Annotated in this window: 17 protein-coding genes; 9 read left to right on the top strand and 8 right to left on the bottom strand. The window is 70.3% G+C overall.

Going from position 1 to position 18,127, the window contains the following annotated elements; genetic code table 11:
* Positions 1 to 17: 17 nt before the first annotated feature.
* The 3 genes from wzt to FM051_RS34160 all read left to right on the top strand — a co-directional run bounded on the left by wzt (position 18) and on the right by FM051_RS34160 (position 2,066).
* Positions 18 to 833: a galactan export ABC transporter ATP-binding subunit Wzt/RfbE gene (gene wzt / locus FM051_RS34170; RefSeq protein WP_158850705.1), complete on the top strand. Its 816-nt coding sequence runs from the start codon at positions 18 to 20 to the stop codon at positions 831 to 833.
* Positions 834 to 842: 9 nt separating this feature from the next.
* A complete protein-coding gene (gene glfT1 / locus FM051_RS34165; protein WP_162470767.1) occupies positions 843 to 1,739 on the top strand; it encodes a galactofuranosyltransferase GlfT1 in 897 nt (298 codons plus the stop codon).
* A gap of 114 nt (positions 1,740 to 1,853) precedes the next feature.
* Positions 1,854 to 2,066 (top strand): hypothetical protein, encoded by a 213-nt coding sequence (locus tag FM051_RS34160; protein ID WP_158850701.1) that lies wholly within the window; start codon positions 1,854 to 1,856, stop codon positions 2,064 to 2,066.
* 11 nt (positions 2,067 to 2,077) lie between these two features.
* Here FM051_RS34160 and FM051_RS34155 read toward each other — a convergent pair whose 3' ends face one another.
* From FM051_RS34155 to FM051_RS34130, 6 genes are all read right to left on the bottom strand, one after another.
* Positions 2,078 to 2,266: a hypothetical protein gene (locus FM051_RS34155; protein WP_158850699.1), complete on the bottom strand. Its 189-nt coding sequence runs from the start codon at positions 2,264 to 2,266 to the stop codon at positions 2,078 to 2,080.
* A gap of 106 nt (positions 2,267 to 2,372) precedes the next feature.
* Positions 2,373 to 4,229, bottom strand: a complete 1,857-nt coding sequence (locus tag FM051_RS34150; RefSeq protein WP_238412849.1) for a glycosyltransferase — start codon at positions 4,227 to 4,229, stop codon at positions 2,373 to 2,375.
* Between the two features lie 76 nt (positions 4,230 to 4,305).
* Entirely contained in the window at positions 4,306 to 6,177 is a 1,872-nt protein-coding gene (locus tag FM051_RS34145) for a glycosyltransferase (protein WP_158850697.1), read from the bottom strand.
* A gap of 7 nt (positions 6,178 to 6,184) precedes the next feature.
* Positions 6,185 to 7,372, bottom strand: a complete 1,188-nt coding sequence (gene glf, locus FM051_RS34140; RefSeq protein ID WP_158850695.1) for a UDP-galactopyranose mutase — start codon at positions 7,370 to 7,372, stop codon at positions 6,185 to 6,187.
* Between the two features lie 81 nt (positions 7,373 to 7,453).
* Complete coding sequence (locus FM051_RS34135) at positions 7,454 to 9,394, bottom strand: DUF6541 family protein (RefSeq protein WP_158850693.1); 1,941 nt, start codon at positions 9,392 to 9,394, stop codon at positions 7,454 to 7,456.
* A gap of 71 nt (positions 9,395 to 9,465) precedes the next feature.
* Positions 9,466 to 10,236, bottom strand: a complete 771-nt coding sequence (locus tag FM051_RS34130) for a glycosyltransferase (RefSeq protein ID WP_158850691.1) — start codon at positions 10,234 to 10,236, stop codon at positions 9,466 to 9,468.
* A 98-nt stretch (positions 10,237 to 10,334) separates the two neighbouring features.
* On the opposite strand from FM051_RS34130, the gene FM051_RS34125 reads away from it, so the two are divergent.
* From FM051_RS34125 to FM051_RS34110, 4 genes are read left to right on the top strand one after another with little or no spacing between them, the layout of a single operon-like run.
* Complete coding sequence (locus FM051_RS34125) at positions 10,335 to 11,573, top strand: MATE family efflux transporter (protein WP_158850689.1); 1,239 nt, start codon at positions 10,335 to 10,337, stop codon at positions 11,571 to 11,573.
* Positions 11,574 to 11,583: 10 nt separating this feature from the next.
* Positions 11,584 to 12,720: a glycosyltransferase family 4 protein gene (locus FM051_RS34120; protein WP_158850687.1), complete on the top strand. Its 1,137-nt coding sequence runs from the start codon at positions 11,584 to 11,586 to the stop codon at positions 12,718 to 12,720.
* Between the two features lie 53 nt (positions 12,721 to 12,773).
* Positions 12,774 to 13,463 carry a glycosyltransferase family 2 protein gene (locus FM051_RS34115; protein WP_158850685.1) on the top strand — a complete coding sequence of 230 codons (690 nt, stop codon included), beginning with the start codon at positions 12,774 to 12,776 and terminating at the stop codon, positions 13,461 to 13,463.
* Between the two features lies 1 nt (position 13,464).
* Complete coding sequence (locus tag FM051_RS34110; protein WP_202919159.1) at positions 13,465 to 13,854, top strand: DUF2304 domain-containing protein; 390 nt, start codon at positions 13,465 to 13,467, stop codon at positions 13,852 to 13,854.
* A gap of 140 nt (positions 13,855 to 13,994) precedes the next feature.
* Here FM051_RS34110 and FM051_RS34105 read toward each other — a convergent pair whose 3' ends face one another.
* Both FM051_RS34105 and FM051_RS34100 read right to left on the bottom strand, forming a co-directional pair.
* On the bottom strand, positions 13,995 to 14,936 hold the full coding sequence (locus FM051_RS34105) for an NAD-dependent epimerase/dehydratase family protein (RefSeq protein ID WP_158850683.1): 942 nt from the start codon (positions 14,934 to 14,936) through the stop codon (positions 13,995 to 13,997).
* A gap of 68 nt (positions 14,937 to 15,004) precedes the next feature.
* Positions 15,005 to 15,829: an HAD family hydrolase gene (locus tag FM051_RS34100; protein WP_158850681.1), complete on the bottom strand. Its 825-nt coding sequence runs from the start codon at positions 15,827 to 15,829 to the stop codon at positions 15,005 to 15,007.
* 34 nt (positions 15,830 to 15,863) lie between these two features.
* On the opposite strand from FM051_RS34100, the gene FM051_RS34095 reads away from it, so the two are divergent.
* Both FM051_RS34095 and FM051_RS34090 read left to right on the top strand, forming a co-directional pair.
* The gene (locus FM051_RS34095; protein WP_158850679.1) at positions 15,864 to 16,748 is read left to right on the top strand and encodes an LLM class flavin-dependent oxidoreductase; all 885 of its coding nucleotides are present in this window, start codon (positions 15,864 to 15,866) and stop codon (positions 16,746 to 16,748) included.
* Between the two features lie 195 nt (positions 16,749 to 16,943).
* Entirely contained in the window at positions 16,944 to 18,122 is a 1,179-nt protein-coding gene (locus FM051_RS34090; RefSeq protein WP_158850677.1) for a glycosyltransferase family 4 protein, read from the top strand.
* Positions 18,123 to 18,127 lie beyond the last annotated feature (5 nt).

Genomic DNA, 18,127 nt, shown 5'->3' with positions numbered 1-18,127 from the left:
GAGGCCTCAAACACATCATGGTCAGCATCGACGTTTGGAACGCCTCGGTCGACTTCCCGATCTTCGACGCCAAGTCGAGGTCGCTGAAGAAGCTCGCGCTGGGCAAGGTCGGCGGCAAGATCGGCTCTGAGGGCCGCGTCCCGATAATCGAAGCGCTGCACGACATCAACATCTCGCTGCGGCACGGCGACCGGGTCGGCCTGGTCGGCCACAACGGCGCCGGCAAGTCCACGCTGCTGCGGCTGCTCGCGGGCATCTACGAGCCCACGCGGGGCAGTTCGCGCATCGTCGGCAAGGTCGCGCCGGTGTTCGACCTGGGTGTCGGCATGGACCCGGAGATCTCCGGGTACGAGAACATCATGATCCGCGGTCTGTTCCTCGGCATGAGCCGCAAGGAGATGGAGAAGCGGGTCGACGACATCGCCGAGTTCACCGAACTGGGCGACTACCTCTCGATGCCGCTGCGGACGTACTCGACGGGTATGCGGGTGCGGCTGGCGCTGGGCGTGGTGACGTCGATCGACCCGGAGATCCTGCTCTTGGACGAGGGCATCGGCGCAGTCGACGCGGCGTTCCTGGAGAAGGCCCGGGACCGGCTGAACGACCTGGTGAAGCGGTCGGGCATCCTGGTGTTCGCCTCGCACTCGGACGACTTCCTGGTGGAGCTGTGCAGCACCGCCATCTGGATGGACGAGGGCCAGGTCAAGATGCACGGATCGCTGCGCGAGGTGGTCACCTCCTACAAGGGGCGTGACCCGTACGAGTTCCTCAGCACGGAGACGCTGGAGCGGATCGGGCAACCGAGGGTGCTGAGCCGGAACGGTGGCGAGTAGGTGAGCGTGGTGAGCGCACTGCCGCAGGGCTCCGTCGTCGGGGTCGTGGTGACCCGGCACCGGCGTGAGCTGCTGGCCGACTCGTTGAAGGTGCTGGCGTCGCAGACCCGGCCGCTCGACCACCTGGTGGTCGTGGACAACGGGCCCGACCAGCCGGTGGACGACCTGGTCGCGCAGTGCCCCATCCCGACCACGTACCTGGCCTCGCACCGCAACCTCGGTGGCGCGGGCGGGTTCGCGTTGGGGATGCTGCACGCCCTCTCGTTGGGCGCGGACTGGCTGTGGCTGGCCGACGACGACGGGCGGCCCGCGGACGAGACCGTGCTGTCGGTGCTGCTGGAGGAGGCGAAGCGGCGCAACCTGGCCGCCATCTCGCCGGTGGTGGCGAACATCGAGCAGCCGGAGAAGCTGGCGTTCCCGCTGCGTCGCGGGTTGACGTGGAAGCGGAGCGCGGCGGAGCTGGGCACCGATTTCCTGCCGGGGATCGCGTCGCTGTTCAACGGGGCGCTGTTCAAGGCGTCCACGGTCGACGTCATCGGTGTGCCGGACTACCGGCTGTTCTTCCGCGGTGACGAGGTGGAGATCCACCGGCGGCTGGTGCGGACCGGGCTGCCGTTCGGGACGTCGTTGAAGGTCGCCTACCTGCACCCGGACGGGTCGGACGAGTTCAAGCCGATGCTCGGCGGGCGGTTCCACGCGCAGGACCCGGAGAACGCGGTGAAGCGGTACTACACGTACCGGAACCGGGGTTACCTGCTGTCGCAGCCGGGGATGCGCAAGCTCGGGCTGCTGGAGGCGTTCCGGTTCGGGCTGTACTTCATCGGGGTGCGGCGGGATCCGAAGGCGTTCGTGGAGTGGCTGAAGCTGGTGCGGTTGGGGCAGCGGGAGCGCTTCTTCCGCAAGTAGGTCCGGGCGGTTCAGCCGGGGTTCAGCCGGGTTCAGCTCGGTTCAGCTTCACGCGGAATCGCTGACGGCGAACCCTCCTTGCCTGGTCAGGCCCGTGCTGGTGGGCTGTGCGACATGACTTCTGAAGCGCGTAAGACGGCCCTGGTGCTGCACCTGGCGGCGAATTCCAACCCGATCTCGATCAAGGTGTCCGCGGAGACCGCCGCCGATCTCGGATCACGGTTGATCCAGGTGGTGCGCAACGGCCACACCCAGGCGATCCAGACCGCCGACGGCAAGGAGTTCGTGGTGAACTTCAGCCACGTCGTGGCCGCGCACTTCGAGTGAGCCGGAATTCGTTACGGCTTGATCCCCGGGTTCGTGGGGAAGTGGTGTGCGCGCATGTCGTGCGCTTCGGCCAACGCGAAGTTGTACCCGCACCCCGTGCACACGGTCGTGTCGCGTTTGACCGAACGACCACAAGCCGGGCAGCCACGGGTTTTGGGCCTGGTCAGCCACGTGAGGACCCGGAACCGCGGAAGTCGCATGACGACCCCTTCCGGAGCAGTGGCGCTCGCCACACGACGAGCGCGTGTTGCCTCGAATGGAGTATGAACCTCCGGCATACGCGGAGTAAAGGGCGACGCCGGCGCGTCAGTGGTTCTCGAAGACCTTCCGCCACTGCTCGGCGGACGTGAGCTCGGGCAGCGCGTCGCGGTACAGCTTGCGCAGCCGAGGCCATTCCTTCCCGAGCCGCCGGTAGTTGCGGATCGCCCTCGCCATCAGGGTGCGGAACTGGTCGGGGTCGCGCTTGTAGAACGCGACGCCGGTGCCGTCGGCCGTGGACACGGTGGCGCTGTCCAGGTTGCCCAGCAGGAACCACCGGGCGTTCAGCGCGGGCACGTTGAGCTGCGGTCGGTCGCCGGCGGAGGGCTGCGGGGGGCGGAGGTTGTGCAGCACGGACTTCGCCGCCCGCACCGCGATGGTCGCCTTGCTCTTCGACGGCTGGAGCAGCGCCTCCGCCCGCACCATGTCGAACGTCGGTGGCGGGAACTCGCGGGCCGACTCCAGGCGCTGGGCGTCGCTGTACTCGGCGCGCAGGGCACGCACCATCGGCAACGCCGTGCGCAGCGAGTCGAACAGGCCCGCCGGTCCGTCCAGGAAGTCCTCGATCGCCTTCTGCTGCAAGGCCACCGTGGAGTACTCCATCGACAGCAGGTGCCGCAGCGACAGCTTCAGCCCGTGCTTCACGATCCCGGTCCGCACGTCGTACGGGCTGTGCAGCGCCGCCAGGACCAGCCGGTTCCGGGTGTGGAAGTACGCCTGCCAGTCGGTCGAGTCGTTCTTGTCCGTCCACGGCATGTGCCACACCGCCGAACCCGGCAGCGACACCGTCGGGTACCCGTGCTCCAACGCCCGCAGCGAGTACTCGGCGTCGTCCCACTTGATGAACAGCGGCAGCGGGTAGCCGGTGCGCTCCACGACCTCGCGCGGGAACAGGCACATCCACCAGCCGTTGTAGGTGGCGTCCACGCGCGGGTGCAGGGCGGGCGTCTCGCGCAGTGACGACGCACCGAAGTCGTGGTCGGTCACCGCGCCCGGCGCGGCGCGCCAGAAGCACGTGCCGAGGTCCACGATCTCCGCGGTGCTGTGGATCCTGGTCCTGGCCTGCAGGTTCAGCATGTGGCTGCCGACGATGACCGGTGACGCCGCCGCCCGCGCGAACGCGTTGGACCGCAGCACCGCTTCCGGCTCCAGCCGGATGTCGTCGTCCATGAGCATGATCTGGTCGGCGTCGGTGTGCTCGACCGCCTCGAACATGCCGCGGGTGAACCCGCCGGAACCGCCCAGGTTGTCCTGCTCGATGACCTCCAGCCGGTCGCCGAGACCGGCCGCCGCCTCGGCGAAGCCCGCGACGGAACGCACCTTCACCGCGCCCTGGTCGGCGACGAACACCTTGCCCACCACGTCGAGCACGGCCGGGTCGCTGCCCAACGCGCCCAGCGCCGCCACCGCGTCGTGCGGGCGCATGGTGGTGATGCTGACCGCGACCTTCTTCACCGGCAACGGCTCGCGCACGGCCCACTCGGCGTCCTGGATCTCCAGCACGGCCTCGTGCGTGAACGCGTCGAACCAGATCAGCCCGCCGTCCTCGAACGGCTTGAGCGACACCGCGAACTCCAGCGACGTCCACTCGGCCGCGTCCCGGACGAACTCGCCCTCCAGGTGCACGATGTCGCCGCTCGGCTTGGACCGGTACACGTCGACCCGGCCGGAGCCGCGCACCCGCATCCGGAGCACGACCTCGTCGACGACCGTCCACCGCTTCCAGTAGCTGGCCGGGAACGCGTTGAAGTACGTCGCGAAGGACACCTTGGCGTGTTCGGGCACGGTGAGCCACCGGCGGGAACCCACCTGGCAGTGCACGTTCTGCGGCTCGTCCAGGTACATCGGCCGGACGTCGAGCGGGTCGTCGTCTCTCGGCAGGATGATCCGGTGCACTGCGTCCACGAGGGGTCCCTCCGGTGAGAAGCGCGGTGAGAGCAGGGCGAGAGCGGGGCGACCGGGAACGGCCGCCCCGCGTCGATCACACGTCGTACAACCGCTGCCAGTTGTCGCGGCTGGTCAGCTCGTCCATCGCCTCGCGGTAGGCGCGCTGCAACTCGGGAGCGCGCTGGTACAGCTCCTTGAGCAGCTTGGTGCCCTGCTTGCCGAGCCGGATGGCCATCTCGCGGTCACGACGGCGCACGCGCACGCCCTCCTGGGACGCGTCGGTCACCACCGCGGTGTTGAAGTTCGCCACGTGCCACCACTGCGAGTCGCCCGCGGGCACCGCGCCCACGTCGTGCGGGGTGCGGCCGAGCAACTGGCTGACCATGCGCTTGGCGAGCACCGGCGCGAACTTCGCCGGCGGTGGCGGCGCGGGGATCATCGGCAGGTCGCCGGACGAGATGCCGGGCACCTCGGACGCCGGGTGCTTGACGGTCTCCGGGAACTCGGCGCGCAGCTTGCGGATCTCGGACGCCGCCTCGACACCGCCGTCACGCAGCACCTGCGGGCCCTTGAGGAAGTCCTCGATGGCCTTGAGCTGGGTCGCCGCCAGGCCGTACTGCATGCCGACGAGGTAGGTGGCGAGCTGGCCCGCCATGGTGCGGCAGATGCGCTTGGGGTTGAACCGGCCGTGCAGCGCCGAGGTGATGAGGGCGTTGCGCAGGTTGAAGTACCGGTGCCAGTCGTCCCAGTCCTTCCAGTGGAAGTCGGCGTGCCACACGCCGGCGCCGGGCAGGGTCACCGTGGCGAAGCCGTTGGCCCGCGCGCGGTAGCCGTACTCGATGTCGTCCCACTGGAAGAACATCGGCAACGGGTAGCCGACGGCCTTCACGATCTCCGACGGGATGAGGCACGACCACCAGCCGTTGTAGCCCGCGTCGACCCGGCGGTCCTGCACGTTCTTCTTGCCGGTCTCCTCGTCGTACCCGGTGAGGTCGGCGTCGTGCAGGGCGCCGTCGACGACCTGGCCGGGGGCCAGCGTGTCGAGGTTCGCGAACTCCGCGCCCACGTGCAGGTGGTTGGGGTGCAGCAGGTACAGCATCTGGCCGCCGACGATGACCGGCTGCGCGGTGCGGTTCGCGAACGCGGTCATCCGGACCACGATCTCCGGCTCGCACAGCACGTCGTCGTCCATGAACAGGACGTTGGCGTGCTCGGTGTCGCCGACCCCGAACACCTCGTACAGGCCGCGGGTGAAACCGCCCGCGCCGCCGAGGTTGGGCTGGCGGATGTAGCGCAGCTTGTCCCCGAGCTGAGCGGCGATCTCGGCGAACCGGGGCCGCGACTCGACCGGGTCACTGCCCTGGTCCACCACGTAGATCGCGTCGACCAGGCTCAACGGCTCCGCGTCGGAGGCGAGCGAGGCGAGCGTGTTGAGGCAGTCCTCCACCCGGTTGAACGTGCAGATGACCACGGCGGTGGGCTTGACCCGCTTCGGCGGCGCGACGGTCCAGCGGACCCGTTCGACCACCAGCTGCTGGTCGCCGGTGACGACGTCGAACCAGAGGCCGCCGCCGTCGGTGAACTTGTCGATCTTCGCGGAGAGGCTGACCACCTGCGACTTCGCCCCGTTGACGGACTCGGCGGCGACCATCCGGGTCTCGCCGTCGGCGTCCGACGCGACGATCGACACCTGACCGGAGCCGGTCAGGTCGACGCTCAGCTCCACCTCCGGGCTGACGCACCACCGCTGCCAGTAGGTGGCGGGGAAGCGCCCGAAGTAGGTGTTCATCGTGACCGTCGTGTGCGGGTGCACCACGAGGCGGTGCCGTTCGCGGTCGGCGATGCCGCGGGAGACCTCGGCGTAGAGGTCCTCCGAGACGATCGGCGACGGTCCCGCGAACAGGCCGCGCTGGGTCAGCAGTTTCTCCGGCGCCCCGTGCTCGACGGGGTTGGAGTTGCCCGACATATCCGACTCAGTCCTCCAGCGAACCGTCCAGCGCCCGACCGGAGGTCAGGTGCGGGGCGATCTTGTTGTCGAACACGCTCAGGGCCGAACCGATCGCCATGTGCATGTCCAGGTACTTGTACGTGCCCAGTCGACCACCGAACAGGACGTTGTGCTCGGCGGCCTCGCGCTTCGCCAGCTCGCGGTACCGCTCCAGCTTCGCCCGGTCCTCGGCGGTGTTGATCGGGTAGTACGGCTCGTCGTCCTTCTCGGCCGCGCGGGAGAACTCGCGCACGATGACCGTCTTGTCCGACGGGTACTCCCGTTCCGGGTGGAAGTGCCGGAACTCGTGGATGCGGGTGTACGGCACGTCCGCGTCGTTGTAGTTCATCACCGGCGTTCCCTGGAAGTCGCCGACGGGCAGGACTTCCTGCTCGAAGTCCAGTGTGCGCCACCCGAGCCAGCCTTCGCTGTGGTCGAAGTAGCGGTCCACCGGTCCGGTGTAGACGACCGGCGTGCCCGCCGGGATCTGGTCGCGGACGTCGAAGAAGTCCGTGCCCAGCCGCACCTCGATGTTCGGGTGGTCGGCCATCCGCTCCAGCCACGCGGTGTACCCGTCGACGGGCAGGCCCTCGTAGGTGTCGTTGAAGTAGCGGTTGTCGAAGGTGTAGCGCACCGGCAGGCGGCTGATGACCGCCGCGGGCAGCTCCTTCGGGTCGGTCTGCCACTGCTTGGCGGTGTAGTCGCGGACGAACGCCTCGTACAGCGGGCGGCCGATCAGCGAGATCGCCTTCTCCTCCAGGTTCTGCGCGTCCTTGGAGTCGATCTCGGAGGCCTGCTCGGCGACCCACGCCCTGGCCTCTTCCGGGCTCAGGTAGCGGCCGACGAACTGCGAGATCAGGCCGAGGCCCATGGGGAACTGGTAGGCCTGGCCGGCGTGCATCGCGAACACCCGGTGCTGGTAGCCGGTGAACTCGGTGAACTGGTTGACGTAGTCCCACACCCGCTTGTTGGACGTGTGGAACAGGTGCGCGCCGTAGCGGTGCACCTCGATGCCCGTCTCGGGCTCCGGCTCGGAGTAGGCGTTGCCGCCGATGTGCTCACGCCGTTCCAGGACCAGCACGCGCTTGTCGAGCTGGGTGGCCGTGCGTTCGGCGACTGTCAGACCGAAGAACCCGGAACCGACGACGATCAGGTCAAATCCAGCGAAGCTCACAGCATCCGAGGGTACGGTAGTGACGTCCTGTGACCGTCCACACCCTGTGGGTGGATACAAGCCCCGACCGGGTGGATAAGCTCACCGATTCGTGGCTGTCGCGGCCAGGTCCACGACGTGCTCCTGACCCTCGATCTCGTAGATCGCGGCGCCCTCGTTCTTGAACACCCGGCGGAAGCCGCGGATCGCGTCGAGGTTCGCCAGACCGGGCGTGAGCTGCTTGTCGGCCCGCACGTACCCCTTGCCGATGATCACGTAGCGGACCTTCAGCTCGTTCAGGTCCTCGCGCACCCGGGGATCGGTGTTGATCTTGTTGAGGTTGCGCACGAGGTAGTTGTTCGGGGTGCCCGCCGGGGTGCCGTAGAACGTCCACTCGACCGGCTCGACCTCGGCCACCGCGTACAGCCACGCGCTTCCGTCGAACACGTCGTTGAGCACCCGCTCACCCGGTTTCACGCGTTCGCCCAGCCACCGGTACGCGGCGATCTCGGCCTCGCTGACCACCGGGCCGTCGTGGTGGGCCTGCCCGAGCCGGGCGCTGTTGCGACCGATGTACGCGCCGCTGACCAGGCTGATGAGCAGGAAGAACACCAGGCTCACGGCCACCGGCGCCCACGGCGCGCGGGCCAGGGCGGGCACCCGGTCGCGGTACCGGTTGACCAGCCACGTGCCGACCGCGACCACGGCCACGCCGAACCCGATCGAACCGGGCAGCGGCAGCAGCACGGCCAGCCGCCAGTGGTCGTTGTAGAACACGCCGGTCAGCTTCTGGATGAGCGGGCTCTCCAGCGACACCGTCACCGCGTACAGGCCGCCGAACGCCAGCCACACGCCGACCATCCACAGCATCTGCCCGCGCTTGACCATCACGATCATGCCGAGCAGCGCGGGCAGGCCGATCCACCACTGCGGGAAGGCGGCCACCCCGGAGAACGTCAGCATCTGCCCGAACGCGCCCGCGGGCGTGGCCTCCGACGGCCACACCATGGCCGCCACGCCGCTCGCCGAGCCCATCGACGGCAGCATGATCGGCGCGGCGGCGAGCCCGCCCAGCACGACCACCCCGACCAGGGACGGCCAGGCGCGCTTCCAGTCGATCGGGATCAGGCGGAACACGCAGGCCAGGAAGATGACGCCGAGCAGGCCCGCGGCGATGAACGCGAGGCTCGGTTGCAGGCCGACCAGCGCCGCGCCGGCCAGCGCGAAGGCCACCGGGCCGGTGATGCCGCGCGGCCGGACCAGGTAGGTGGCCAGCGCGAGCAGGGCGGGCAGCAGCGCGACGCCCGCGACGTACGGCCACAGCGGACCGCGCCACAGCGAGTCGTACGGGAACGGCGAGAACCAGGTGGACACGGCGGCGGCGAACGCGACCACGCGGGCGGGCAGCTTCCACGCCAGGCCCATCGCGGCGATGCCGACCGGCCACACCAGCACGGTGCTCAGCGCGCCGGCGTTGAGGAGTTCCGGCAGCGTGATGCCCGCCTTGTCGAGCAGCAGCGCGAGCAGCTCGTGGTACGTGCCGGGGTAGAAGTAGTTCGTGTTCTCCGGCTGGTTGCCGATGGCGCCCGCGGTCGACACCAGCGCCGTCTGGTGCTCGGCGAGCCAGCGGACCAGGTTGCCGTGGTGCGGCGCGTCCCAGTCCTGGGCCAGCCGGTTCATCGTGCCGATACCGCGCAGGAACGTGACCGCGCCGACCGCGAGGCCGATGGCCAAGCCCGCGCCGACGACCAGGTGACCGTTGCGCGAAATCTTGTCGTCGGTGTCCACAATGGCGGGCCAACGGCGCTGGATCAGGGTCGTGACCAGCAGCAACACCGCCGACGCGAGCAGCGTCCAGACGCCGAACGTGACGAGCGTCCAGGAGAAGCCGAGCTTGCCGAGCAGCAGGCCGCCGATCGAGACCAGGCCGTAGGTCAGGGCGGGCGCGGCGGCGGCGAGCACCCAGCCGCGCAGCCTGATGGCCGCTCCGAAGATCAGACCCGGGACCCAGAGCAGCAACAGCACCAGCAGTGCAGCACTCATCGCGTTAGCAACCCGTCACTTTGTCTCGAGAGCGGTTCCCCTGCCGCCGCGACGGCGAGACTACTCGCGCGTCACCACCGCCGGTGCGCGACCTGCACGCCGAGCCACGCCGCGTGCCGGGCCGCCACCCCGAGGCCGCTGACGCCGATCCGCTTGGCCAGCGCCTGCTTGCTGCGGCGCAACAACTTGGTCTGGGGCCCCATCAACGCGCCCCGGCTGTACTGGTCGGGGTGCACGCGGTAGCCGACCAGCTCCTCCGGCAGCACGTCGCCGTCGGCGCGGGCCATGATGCGCAGCCACAGGTCGTAGTCCTCCAGCCGCACGCAGCGCGGGTCGAACCCGCCCGCCTCGGCCGCCAACTCCTTGCGCACCAGCACGGTCGACGTGATCAGGCAGTTGAACAGCAGCATGGTGCGCGCGACCTCGGGCCCGATGACCGAGTGCATCTCGCCGACGACCTGCCCGGACGGGTCGATCTTGCGCGCCCACGAGCCGACCAGGCCGAGGCCGGGACGCTGCTCCAGCACGGCGACCTGGTGCGCGAGGCGGTTCGGCAGGCACAGGTCGTCGGCGTCGAGGAACGCGACCAGGTCGTGCTTGGCCGCCTCCAGCCCGATGTTGCGGCCAACGGCGGGACCGCTGCGCGGCGCGGGCGTCAGGTGCACCTGCACGCGGTCGTCGGGGAGGACGCGGGCGGAGGCCCGGTTCTGCTCGCACTCGCCGTCGAGGACCAGCACCACTTCCCAGTCCTGGTGGGTCTGCTCGGCGACCGAGCGCAGCGTCTCGGCGAGGAATTCCGCCTTCGGCGCGCACGGGATCACCACGGACACCGGCGATGGCATGGGGTTCTCCTGCTGCGGGGAGGGATCGGCCGACGCCGTACAGTAAGGCCCTCTCGCGCTCCCCAGAACGCTCCCCCAAGAAGAGGACATCCGTGACGGTGGCGAACAGATCACGGCTCGACGGTCTGCGCGCGTTGGCCGGCACGGCCGTGCGCCAGTCGGCGGTCACGATCGACCAGCTGGTCTTCAGCGCCATCACCTTCGCCGTGCAGCTGGTCGCGGCGCCGGTGTCCACGGACGCCGAGTTCGGGGTGTTCTCGCTGGTCGCCATCGTGCAGATCGGCCAGTGGTACCTGGGTCGGGCGGTCGCGGCGGAACCGCTGCTGGTGTCCAAGGCGGTCGCGAACGGCGACGTGCGCGGGGTGAAGGGCGCGGCGGCGACGTCGTTGCTGCTGGGCTTGGCGATCGGCCTGGTGTGCCTGGTCGTCGGGCTGCTGATGGACGGTCCGGCGCGGACGTTGCTGCTGATCCAGGCGTTGGCCTCGCCGTTCACCGCGGTGCTCGACCACGGCCGGTACGTCTCGTACGCGCGGCAGAAGCCGTTCCGGGCGCTGCTGCTGGACGGGTCGTGGCTGGTGCTGTTCCTGGGCGCGGTCGGCGTGACCGTGCTCGTGGGCGAACTGGACGCGTCGTCCACCTACTTGTTGTGGGCGTTGAGCGCGGTGCCGGTCACGGTGGCGTGCGTGTGGCTGACCGGCGGGCCGTTCGCGGTCGGCGCGGTGCGCGGGTGGCTGCGGGACCGGCGGGCGCTGCTGCCCGGGTTCCTCATCGACGCCGTCTACCTCGCCGCGGGCACGTGGGCCACGTTCAGCGTGACGGCGTGGATCGTCGGCCTCGACGGGCTCGGCCTGCTGCGCAAGGCGCTGGTCCCGGTGACCGCGCTGACCGTGCTGTTCATCGGCATCAGCAACGCGCTGCTCGCGCACCTGGCCGGGCGGTCGGCGCGCGAGGTGGTGCGGGCGCCGATGCTCGTCTCCGGGCTCGCGGCCGTGGTCAGCCTGGTGTTCGCGGGCCTGGCCCTGATCGCGCCGGCGGACCTGCTCACCGCCGCCCTCGGCACGCCGTGGGACGGTCTGCGGCCGGTCGTGCTGGTGCTGCTGGCGTACGCCTTCCTGTTGGCCACGGCCCAGACCGCGCTGGTGGCGGGCAAGGCCAGCGGCCGGGCGTGGCTCGGGCCCCGGGTGCGCACCGTCCAGTTCGTCACCGAGATCGCCCTGGTCGCGGCGCTCGGCCTGTGGTTGGGCGTGATGGGGGTCGCGTTCGGCATGGCGCTGGCGTGGCTGACCGCCGCCGCCCTCGCCTGGGGCGGCCTGCTCGGAAATCGGGCCAGGCCCTAGATTCTTCGCCGTGCACCTGGTCGACATGCCCGTCTACTACCCGCCGCACAAGGGTGGGGTTGAGGCGTACGCGCACGAACTGCACCGACGCATGCTCGAAGCCGACCCCGACCTGCGGATCACCGTGTTCACGTCGGCGGTCGGCGCGCCGGCGGGCGTGGAGCGGTTGGGCGAGCGGTGGACGGTCGTGCGCTGGCCCGGCCGGGAGGTGATCTCGCACTACCCCGTGCCGTACCCCGGTTTCACCAGGAAGCTGCGGGCGCTGTGCGGTCCGGACACGGTGCTGATGACGCACACCCGGTTCTACTGGCCGCACCTGTGGGCCTCGCTGTTCGCCAAGCGGGCGCGGGTGCGCAGGCTGCACGTCGAGCACGGGTCCAGCCCGGTGCAGAGCGGCAACTGGTTCGTCCGGTTCGTCGCCGACACCGTGGACCGCATCACCAGCCAGCCGGTGCTGCGCTGGGCGGACGACGTGGTCGCGGTGTCGCGGTCGGCCGCGCGGTTCGTCCGGGACCTGGCCGGACGTGAGGCCCGGGTGCTGTACCGGGGCATCGAACTGCCGGACGGTGTGGTGGCCTCGGCTCCGGTCGGGGAGCCCGTGGCCTGCTACGTCGGTCGGTTGATCAACGGCAAGGGCGTGGCGGACCTGCTCACCGCGACCGCCGAACTGCACCGCCGGGGCGTGCCGCTGCGGCTGCGGCTGTGCGGCGACGGACCGGCGGCGGCCGAGTTGCGCGCGCAGGTGGCGCGGCTGGGGTTGGGCGAGCACGTTTCGTTCCTGGGCGCGGTGGACCACGACACGGCGTTGCGCGAGATGGCCGCGTGCACGGTGTTCGTGAATCCCAGTTGGACCGAGGGTCTGCCCACGACGGTGCTGGAGGCGGCGGCCATCGGCCGCGCGGTAGTGGCCACCGACGTCGGCGGCACCGCGGAGATCATCGACGACGGCGTGACCGGCCGCCTCGTGCCTGCTCGGGACCCCGGCGCGCTCGCCGCGGCCCTCGAAGCCACCGTCACCGACCCGGAACGCGAGGCGCGCGCCGACAAGCTGGGCGAGGTTACCCGCGAACGGTTCTCCTGGAACCGCACGATCGGGGCGTTCTCCGCCATGCTGGTCGAGGGTGGGTCGGGCCGTGCGGCGCGCTAGCCTTATCGGGCACAACACCCCATTTCGCTCGGCAACTCGGCAAGGAGGCCGCTGTGGCGGACCAGTCTGACGTGTGGCTGGTCGTGCCCGTCTACAACGAGGCACAGGTGATCGCCGACGTCGTGCGCAACGCGCTGGAGACGTTCCCGAACATCGTGTGCGTCGACGACGGTAGCCGGGACGGCTCAGCCGATGCGATTCGCGGGTCCGGCGCCCACCTGGTGCAGCACCCGGTCAACCTGGGTCAGGGCGCGGCGATCCAGACGGGGGTCGAGTACGCCCGGTCGCAGCCCGGCGCCGAGTACTTCGTGACGTTCGACGCCGACGGCCAGCACCAGGTCGCGGACGTGGTGCGGATGCTGGAGCGGCTGCGCGCCGAGCCGGTCGACATCATCGTCGGCACCCGGTTCAAGGGCGACGCCTCCCACATCCCGCTGATCAAGCGCGTGGTGCTGAAGACCGTGGTCGCGATCAGCCCGCGGCTGCGGAAGCTGAAGCTGTCGGACGCCCACAACGGGCTGCGGGTGTTCAACAAGAAGGTGGCGGACGAGCTCCGCATCACGCTGAACGGCATGGGTCACGCGTCGCAGATCGTCGACATGATCTCGCAGCGGGGTTGGCGGGTCACCGAGGAACAGGTCGAGATCCTGTACACGGAGTACTCGATGTCCAAGGGCCAGTCGCTCATCAACGGCGTGAACATCCTGTTCGACACGGCTCTCAAGACGGGGTCCAAGCGCTGACATGCTGATCCAGTTCCTGCTCATCGGCGCGGTCGTCGTACTGCTGGTGTTCTTCCTGCGCCACCACGGCACCACGAAGACCGCGGCCGGTGTGAAGATCGGTTTCGCCCTGTTCCTGGTGCTGGCGGCGGTCGCCGTGCTGCGGCCCACGGACGTGTCCAAGCTGGCCGAGTTCGTCGGCGTCGGGCGTGGTACCGACCTGGTGCTGTACGGGCTGGTGGTGGCGTTCGGGTTCGCGACCATCAACACGTACCTGCGGTTCAAGGAGTTGGAGCTGCGGTACGCGCGGCTCGCTCGGGCGATCGCGTTGCGCAACGCCGAGGCGCCCAAGCACGACGCGGACCTGGGCCTGGACGCGGCGGACGTCGAGGACCCGGCGCACAGCGCCTGAATCACCCACAGGCACCGCAGTTGTCCACAGGCGGCCCTTCGACCACTGCGAACCGTCGGTCTCACCTGGCATGATCGAATCAGGGGTCCCCCGGGCGGGGACCCCTGATTCGAGGCGCGGGCCGGCGTTGCGGGCTCGGGTCAGGCCTGGGTCGAGCGGAAGTAGTCGACGGTCAGGCGGACGCCCGTGGCGATGTCCACCTCCGGCTTCCAGCCCAGCTCGGTCTGCGCCAGCGAGGCGTCGATGGCCGACGCACGCAGGTCACCGAGACGGGCCGGGGCGAACTCCGGGTTGTCCGGCACGCCGGCGGCCTGGGCGACGAGGGTGTGCAGTTCGCGGTCCGACACCTGGTGGGCCGTGCCGATGTTGTACCGGCGGCCGCCGCCCGCCTCGCCCGACGCCGCGACGAACGCCGCCACGACGTCCTCCACGAACACGTAGTCGCGCGTGTTGCCGCCGTCGCCGAACACCTTGGTGGGCCGTCCCGCCAGCAGCGCCGACGCGAAGATGGCCACCACGCCCGCCTCGCCGTGCGGGTCCTGCCGAGGCCCGTAGACGTTCGCCAGCGCCAGGTGCGTGCACTCCAGCCCGTACAGCTGCCGGTACGTGTTCAGGTACACCTCGCCGGACACCTTGGACGCCGCGTACGGCGACTTCGGGTTGATCGGCACCGACTCCGTCACCGGCAGGACCTCCGGCGTGCCGTAGATCGACCCGCCGGACGACGCGAACACGACCTTCCGCACCCCGGCCCGGCGGGCGGCCTCGGCGAGGTTCACCGTGCCGAGCACGTTCTTGGTGGCGTCGAGCAGCGGCTCGGCCACGGACACCCGCACGTCGATCTGCGCGGCCAGGTGGAAGACCACCTCGGGCGCGAACGCGGCGACCACGTCGACCAGCTCCGGGGACGTGATGTCCACCTGCGAGAACGCGTACCGGTCCGCGGTGGCCGGGTCGGCGGGCGCGGTCCGCTTGCCTCGGCTCAGGTCGTCCACGACGTGCACCTCGTGCCCGTCCCTCAGGAGCCGGTCGACCAGGGTGGAGCCGATGAAACCGGCGCCGCCGGTCACTAGTGCGCGCACGAGAGCGTTCTCCTCAAACCACGACGAAACGACGACGAACAGTCACCGGGCAGCCTAGATCCAACCCGCTAGAACCAGCGCTCCAGGACCAGCGCGACGCCGTCCTCCGAGTTGGCCGCGGTCACCTCGTCGGCCGCCTCCAGCGCGACCTCGTGCGCGTTCGCCATGGCCACGCCGTGACCGGCCCACCGCAGCATCGGCACGTCGTTGGGCATGTCGCCGAACGCCAGCACACCGCTCGCGGGCACGCCGAGGCGTTCCGCGACGGCGGCCAGACCGGTCGCCTTGGTCACGCCGGGCGCGGCGAACTCCAGCAGGCCGGCGTTGGTCGAGTAGGTCATCGCGACCTGCCCCTCGACCAGCGGCCCGACCGCGGCGGCCATGTCCTGCGACGCCATGTGCGGGTGCCTGACCAGCAGCTTCACCGCGTGGTGCCCGAGCACGTAGGCCCGCTTGTGTCCGGGCAGCGGCTGGGCGCCCTCGTCCCACGGGTGGTTGTAGAGCTCGTCGGCGACGAAGTCCGAGTTCATCGAACCGCCGTCGCGGGCGGTCTCCCCCACTCGTTCCGAGGCCATCGAGCAGCCCGGCAACGCCTTGTCGAGCACGGAGGCGAGGTCGGTGAGCTGCACCGGGGTCAGCAGCTCCGCCGAGATGACGCGGTCCGCGCCGATGTCGTAGACCACCGCCCCGTTGGAGCACACCGCGTAGCCGGTGAGCCCGGCCGCGTCGGCGACGTCCGGCACCCAGCGGGGCGGGCGGCCGGTGGCCAGGACGAACGGGACGTCGGCCGCCAGCACCCGGCCGACCATGCCGGCCGTGCGCGGGCTGACGCGTCCCAGAGGGGTGAGCAGGGTGCCGTCGACGTCTGATGCCACAAGGGAAGGTCTCTGCACATCCCCATGGTGCCCCGTCGGATACCGTCGCCGGGTGCGCACTGGGATTGTGATCCTGCCCGAACACCGCTGGTGGATGGCCGAACACAAGTGGAAGGCAGCCGAGGAGTACGGCTTCCACCACGCGTGGACCTACGACCACATGGGCTGGCGCTCGCTGGTCGACGGGCCGTGGTTCGGGGCCGTTCCGACGCTGGCCGCGGCGGCCGCGGCGACCAGCACGATCCGGCTCGGCACGCTGGTCGCGTCCCCGAACTTCCGCCACCCGGTGCCGTTCTCGCGCGAACTGCTGGCCCTCGACGACCTCTCCGACGGCCGCTTCACGCTCGGCGTCGGCGCCGGTGGTGTGGGGTACGACACGGAGGTGATGGGCACCACGCCACCGCGCAGCCGGCAGGCGCGGTTCGAGGAGTTCGTCGCCGCGCTGGACATGCTGCTGGCCCAGGAGCGCACCACGTTCAGCGGCGAGTACTACGAGATCCGGGACGCCCGGAGCGCACCCGGCTGCGTGCAACGGCCGCGGCTGCCGTTCGTGGTGGCGGCGAACGGGCCGAAGGCGATGGCGGTCGCCGCGAAGTACGGCACGGGCTGGGTCACCACCGGGCCGGACACCGACGACGAGGCCGCGTGGTGGCGTGGCGTCGCCCGGATGACCGAGCAGTTCGGCGAGGCGTTGGCGGGGATCGGGCGGGCCAAGGAATCCACCGACTTCCACCTGAACGCCGATTCGTCGCCGGTGTACTCGCTGACCAGCGTGGAGCACTTCCGGGACGTGGCGGGCCGGGCGCGGTCGCTCGGTTTCACGGACCTGGTCGTGCACTGGCCTCGTGCGGACGGCGTGTACGCGGGCAGCGAGGCGGTGTTGGAGCGGGTCGCGGCGGACGTGCTGCCGGAGCTCGTCGGCAGCCGGCAGGGGTGACCTGCGCACGTTGCCCCGGGCTGACGGGCCGGGCCCGCGGGTCCCGCTATGCTCCTACCCTGGCTTGGTCGACCTCGACGGATACTGCGGGACTGAGCAGGTGATTCGTCCGGAAGACGTCATCGACGACGCGCTGGAGCCCGAACCGCCGTCGCCGGGACACGGACAGAAGCAAAACCCAGGAGGACATCCCAGGTGCGCATCGCCATTGCCTACGACTGCCTGTTCCCCTGGTCAAAGGGGGGTGGCGAGCGCCTGTACCGCAGGTTCGCCGAGGAGTTCGTCGCCGCCGGCCACGAGGTCACCTACCTCACCCGGCTGCAGTGGGACGACAACGCCCCGGCCATCGACGGTGTGCGGGTCGAAGTGGTGAGCACCGACCGCGAGCTGTACGACGCCAACGGCGCCCGCACGCTCGGACCGGCGATCAACTTCGGCCGCGGGCTGTTCGACCACCTGCGTAAGAACCGCGACCGCTACGACGCCGTGTTCGTCTCCGCCCTCCCGGCGACGAACGTGCTCGCGGTGCGCGCCGCGCTGGTCGGCACCAAGGTCGCCGTCAGCGTGGACTGGCTGGAGGTGTGGCGGCCCGACCAGTGGCGCGAGTACTCCGGCCAGGTCATGGGCCGGGTGGCGAGCACCATCCAGCGCGTCACGGCGGGCCTGAGCCCCATCTCCACCTGCCACTCGCAGCTCACCGCCCGGCGGCTGCGCGCGAGCGGCGTGAAGACGGAGCCGATGGTCAGCCCCGGCCTGATCGACCTCGACGAGGCGGTCGAGCCCGAGCTGACCGTCCGGACACCGCCCAGGGTGGTCTACGTCGGCAGGCACATCCCGGACAAGAGGGTCGAGTCGCTGCCCGCCGCGATCGCGCACGCCCGCGAGCGGTTCCCCGACCTCACCGCGACGATCTTCGGTGACGGTCCCAGCCGTCCCACCGTGCTCGCCGAGATCGAGCGGCTCGGCCTGGGCGACGTGGTCAGCACCCCCGGCTTCGTCAGCCAGGAGGAGTTGGACAACGGCATCCGCACCGCCGCGTGCCTGGTCAACCCCTCGGCCCGGGAGGGCTACGGCCTGGTCGTGGTCGAGTCGTGCGCGGTGGGCACGCCGGTCGTCCTCGTGGACGGCGACGACAACGCGGCCGTCGAGCTGATCGAGGACGGCGTGAACGGCAGGCTCGCGAAGTCCGTCGCACCGCACGAGCTGGGCGCCGCCATCGTCGACGTCGTGTCGGCGGGCGAGCCGCTGCGCAAGACCACGCACGCCTGGTTCACCGAGGTCAGCAGGACGAACACGGTCACCGCGACGGCCAAGCGGATCCTCGCGCGGCTGGAAGAGGCCGTCGGGCGGCACTCGGCGGCGGGCCTACGATGAGCGCC

The organism is Saccharothrix deserti (assembly GCF_009769385.1).
Taxonomy (GTDB): Bacteria; Actinomycetota; Actinomycetes; order Mycobacteriales; family Pseudonocardiaceae; genus Actinosynnema; species Actinosynnema deserti.
This window is presented reverse-complemented; position numbering and strand designations above follow the sequence as displayed.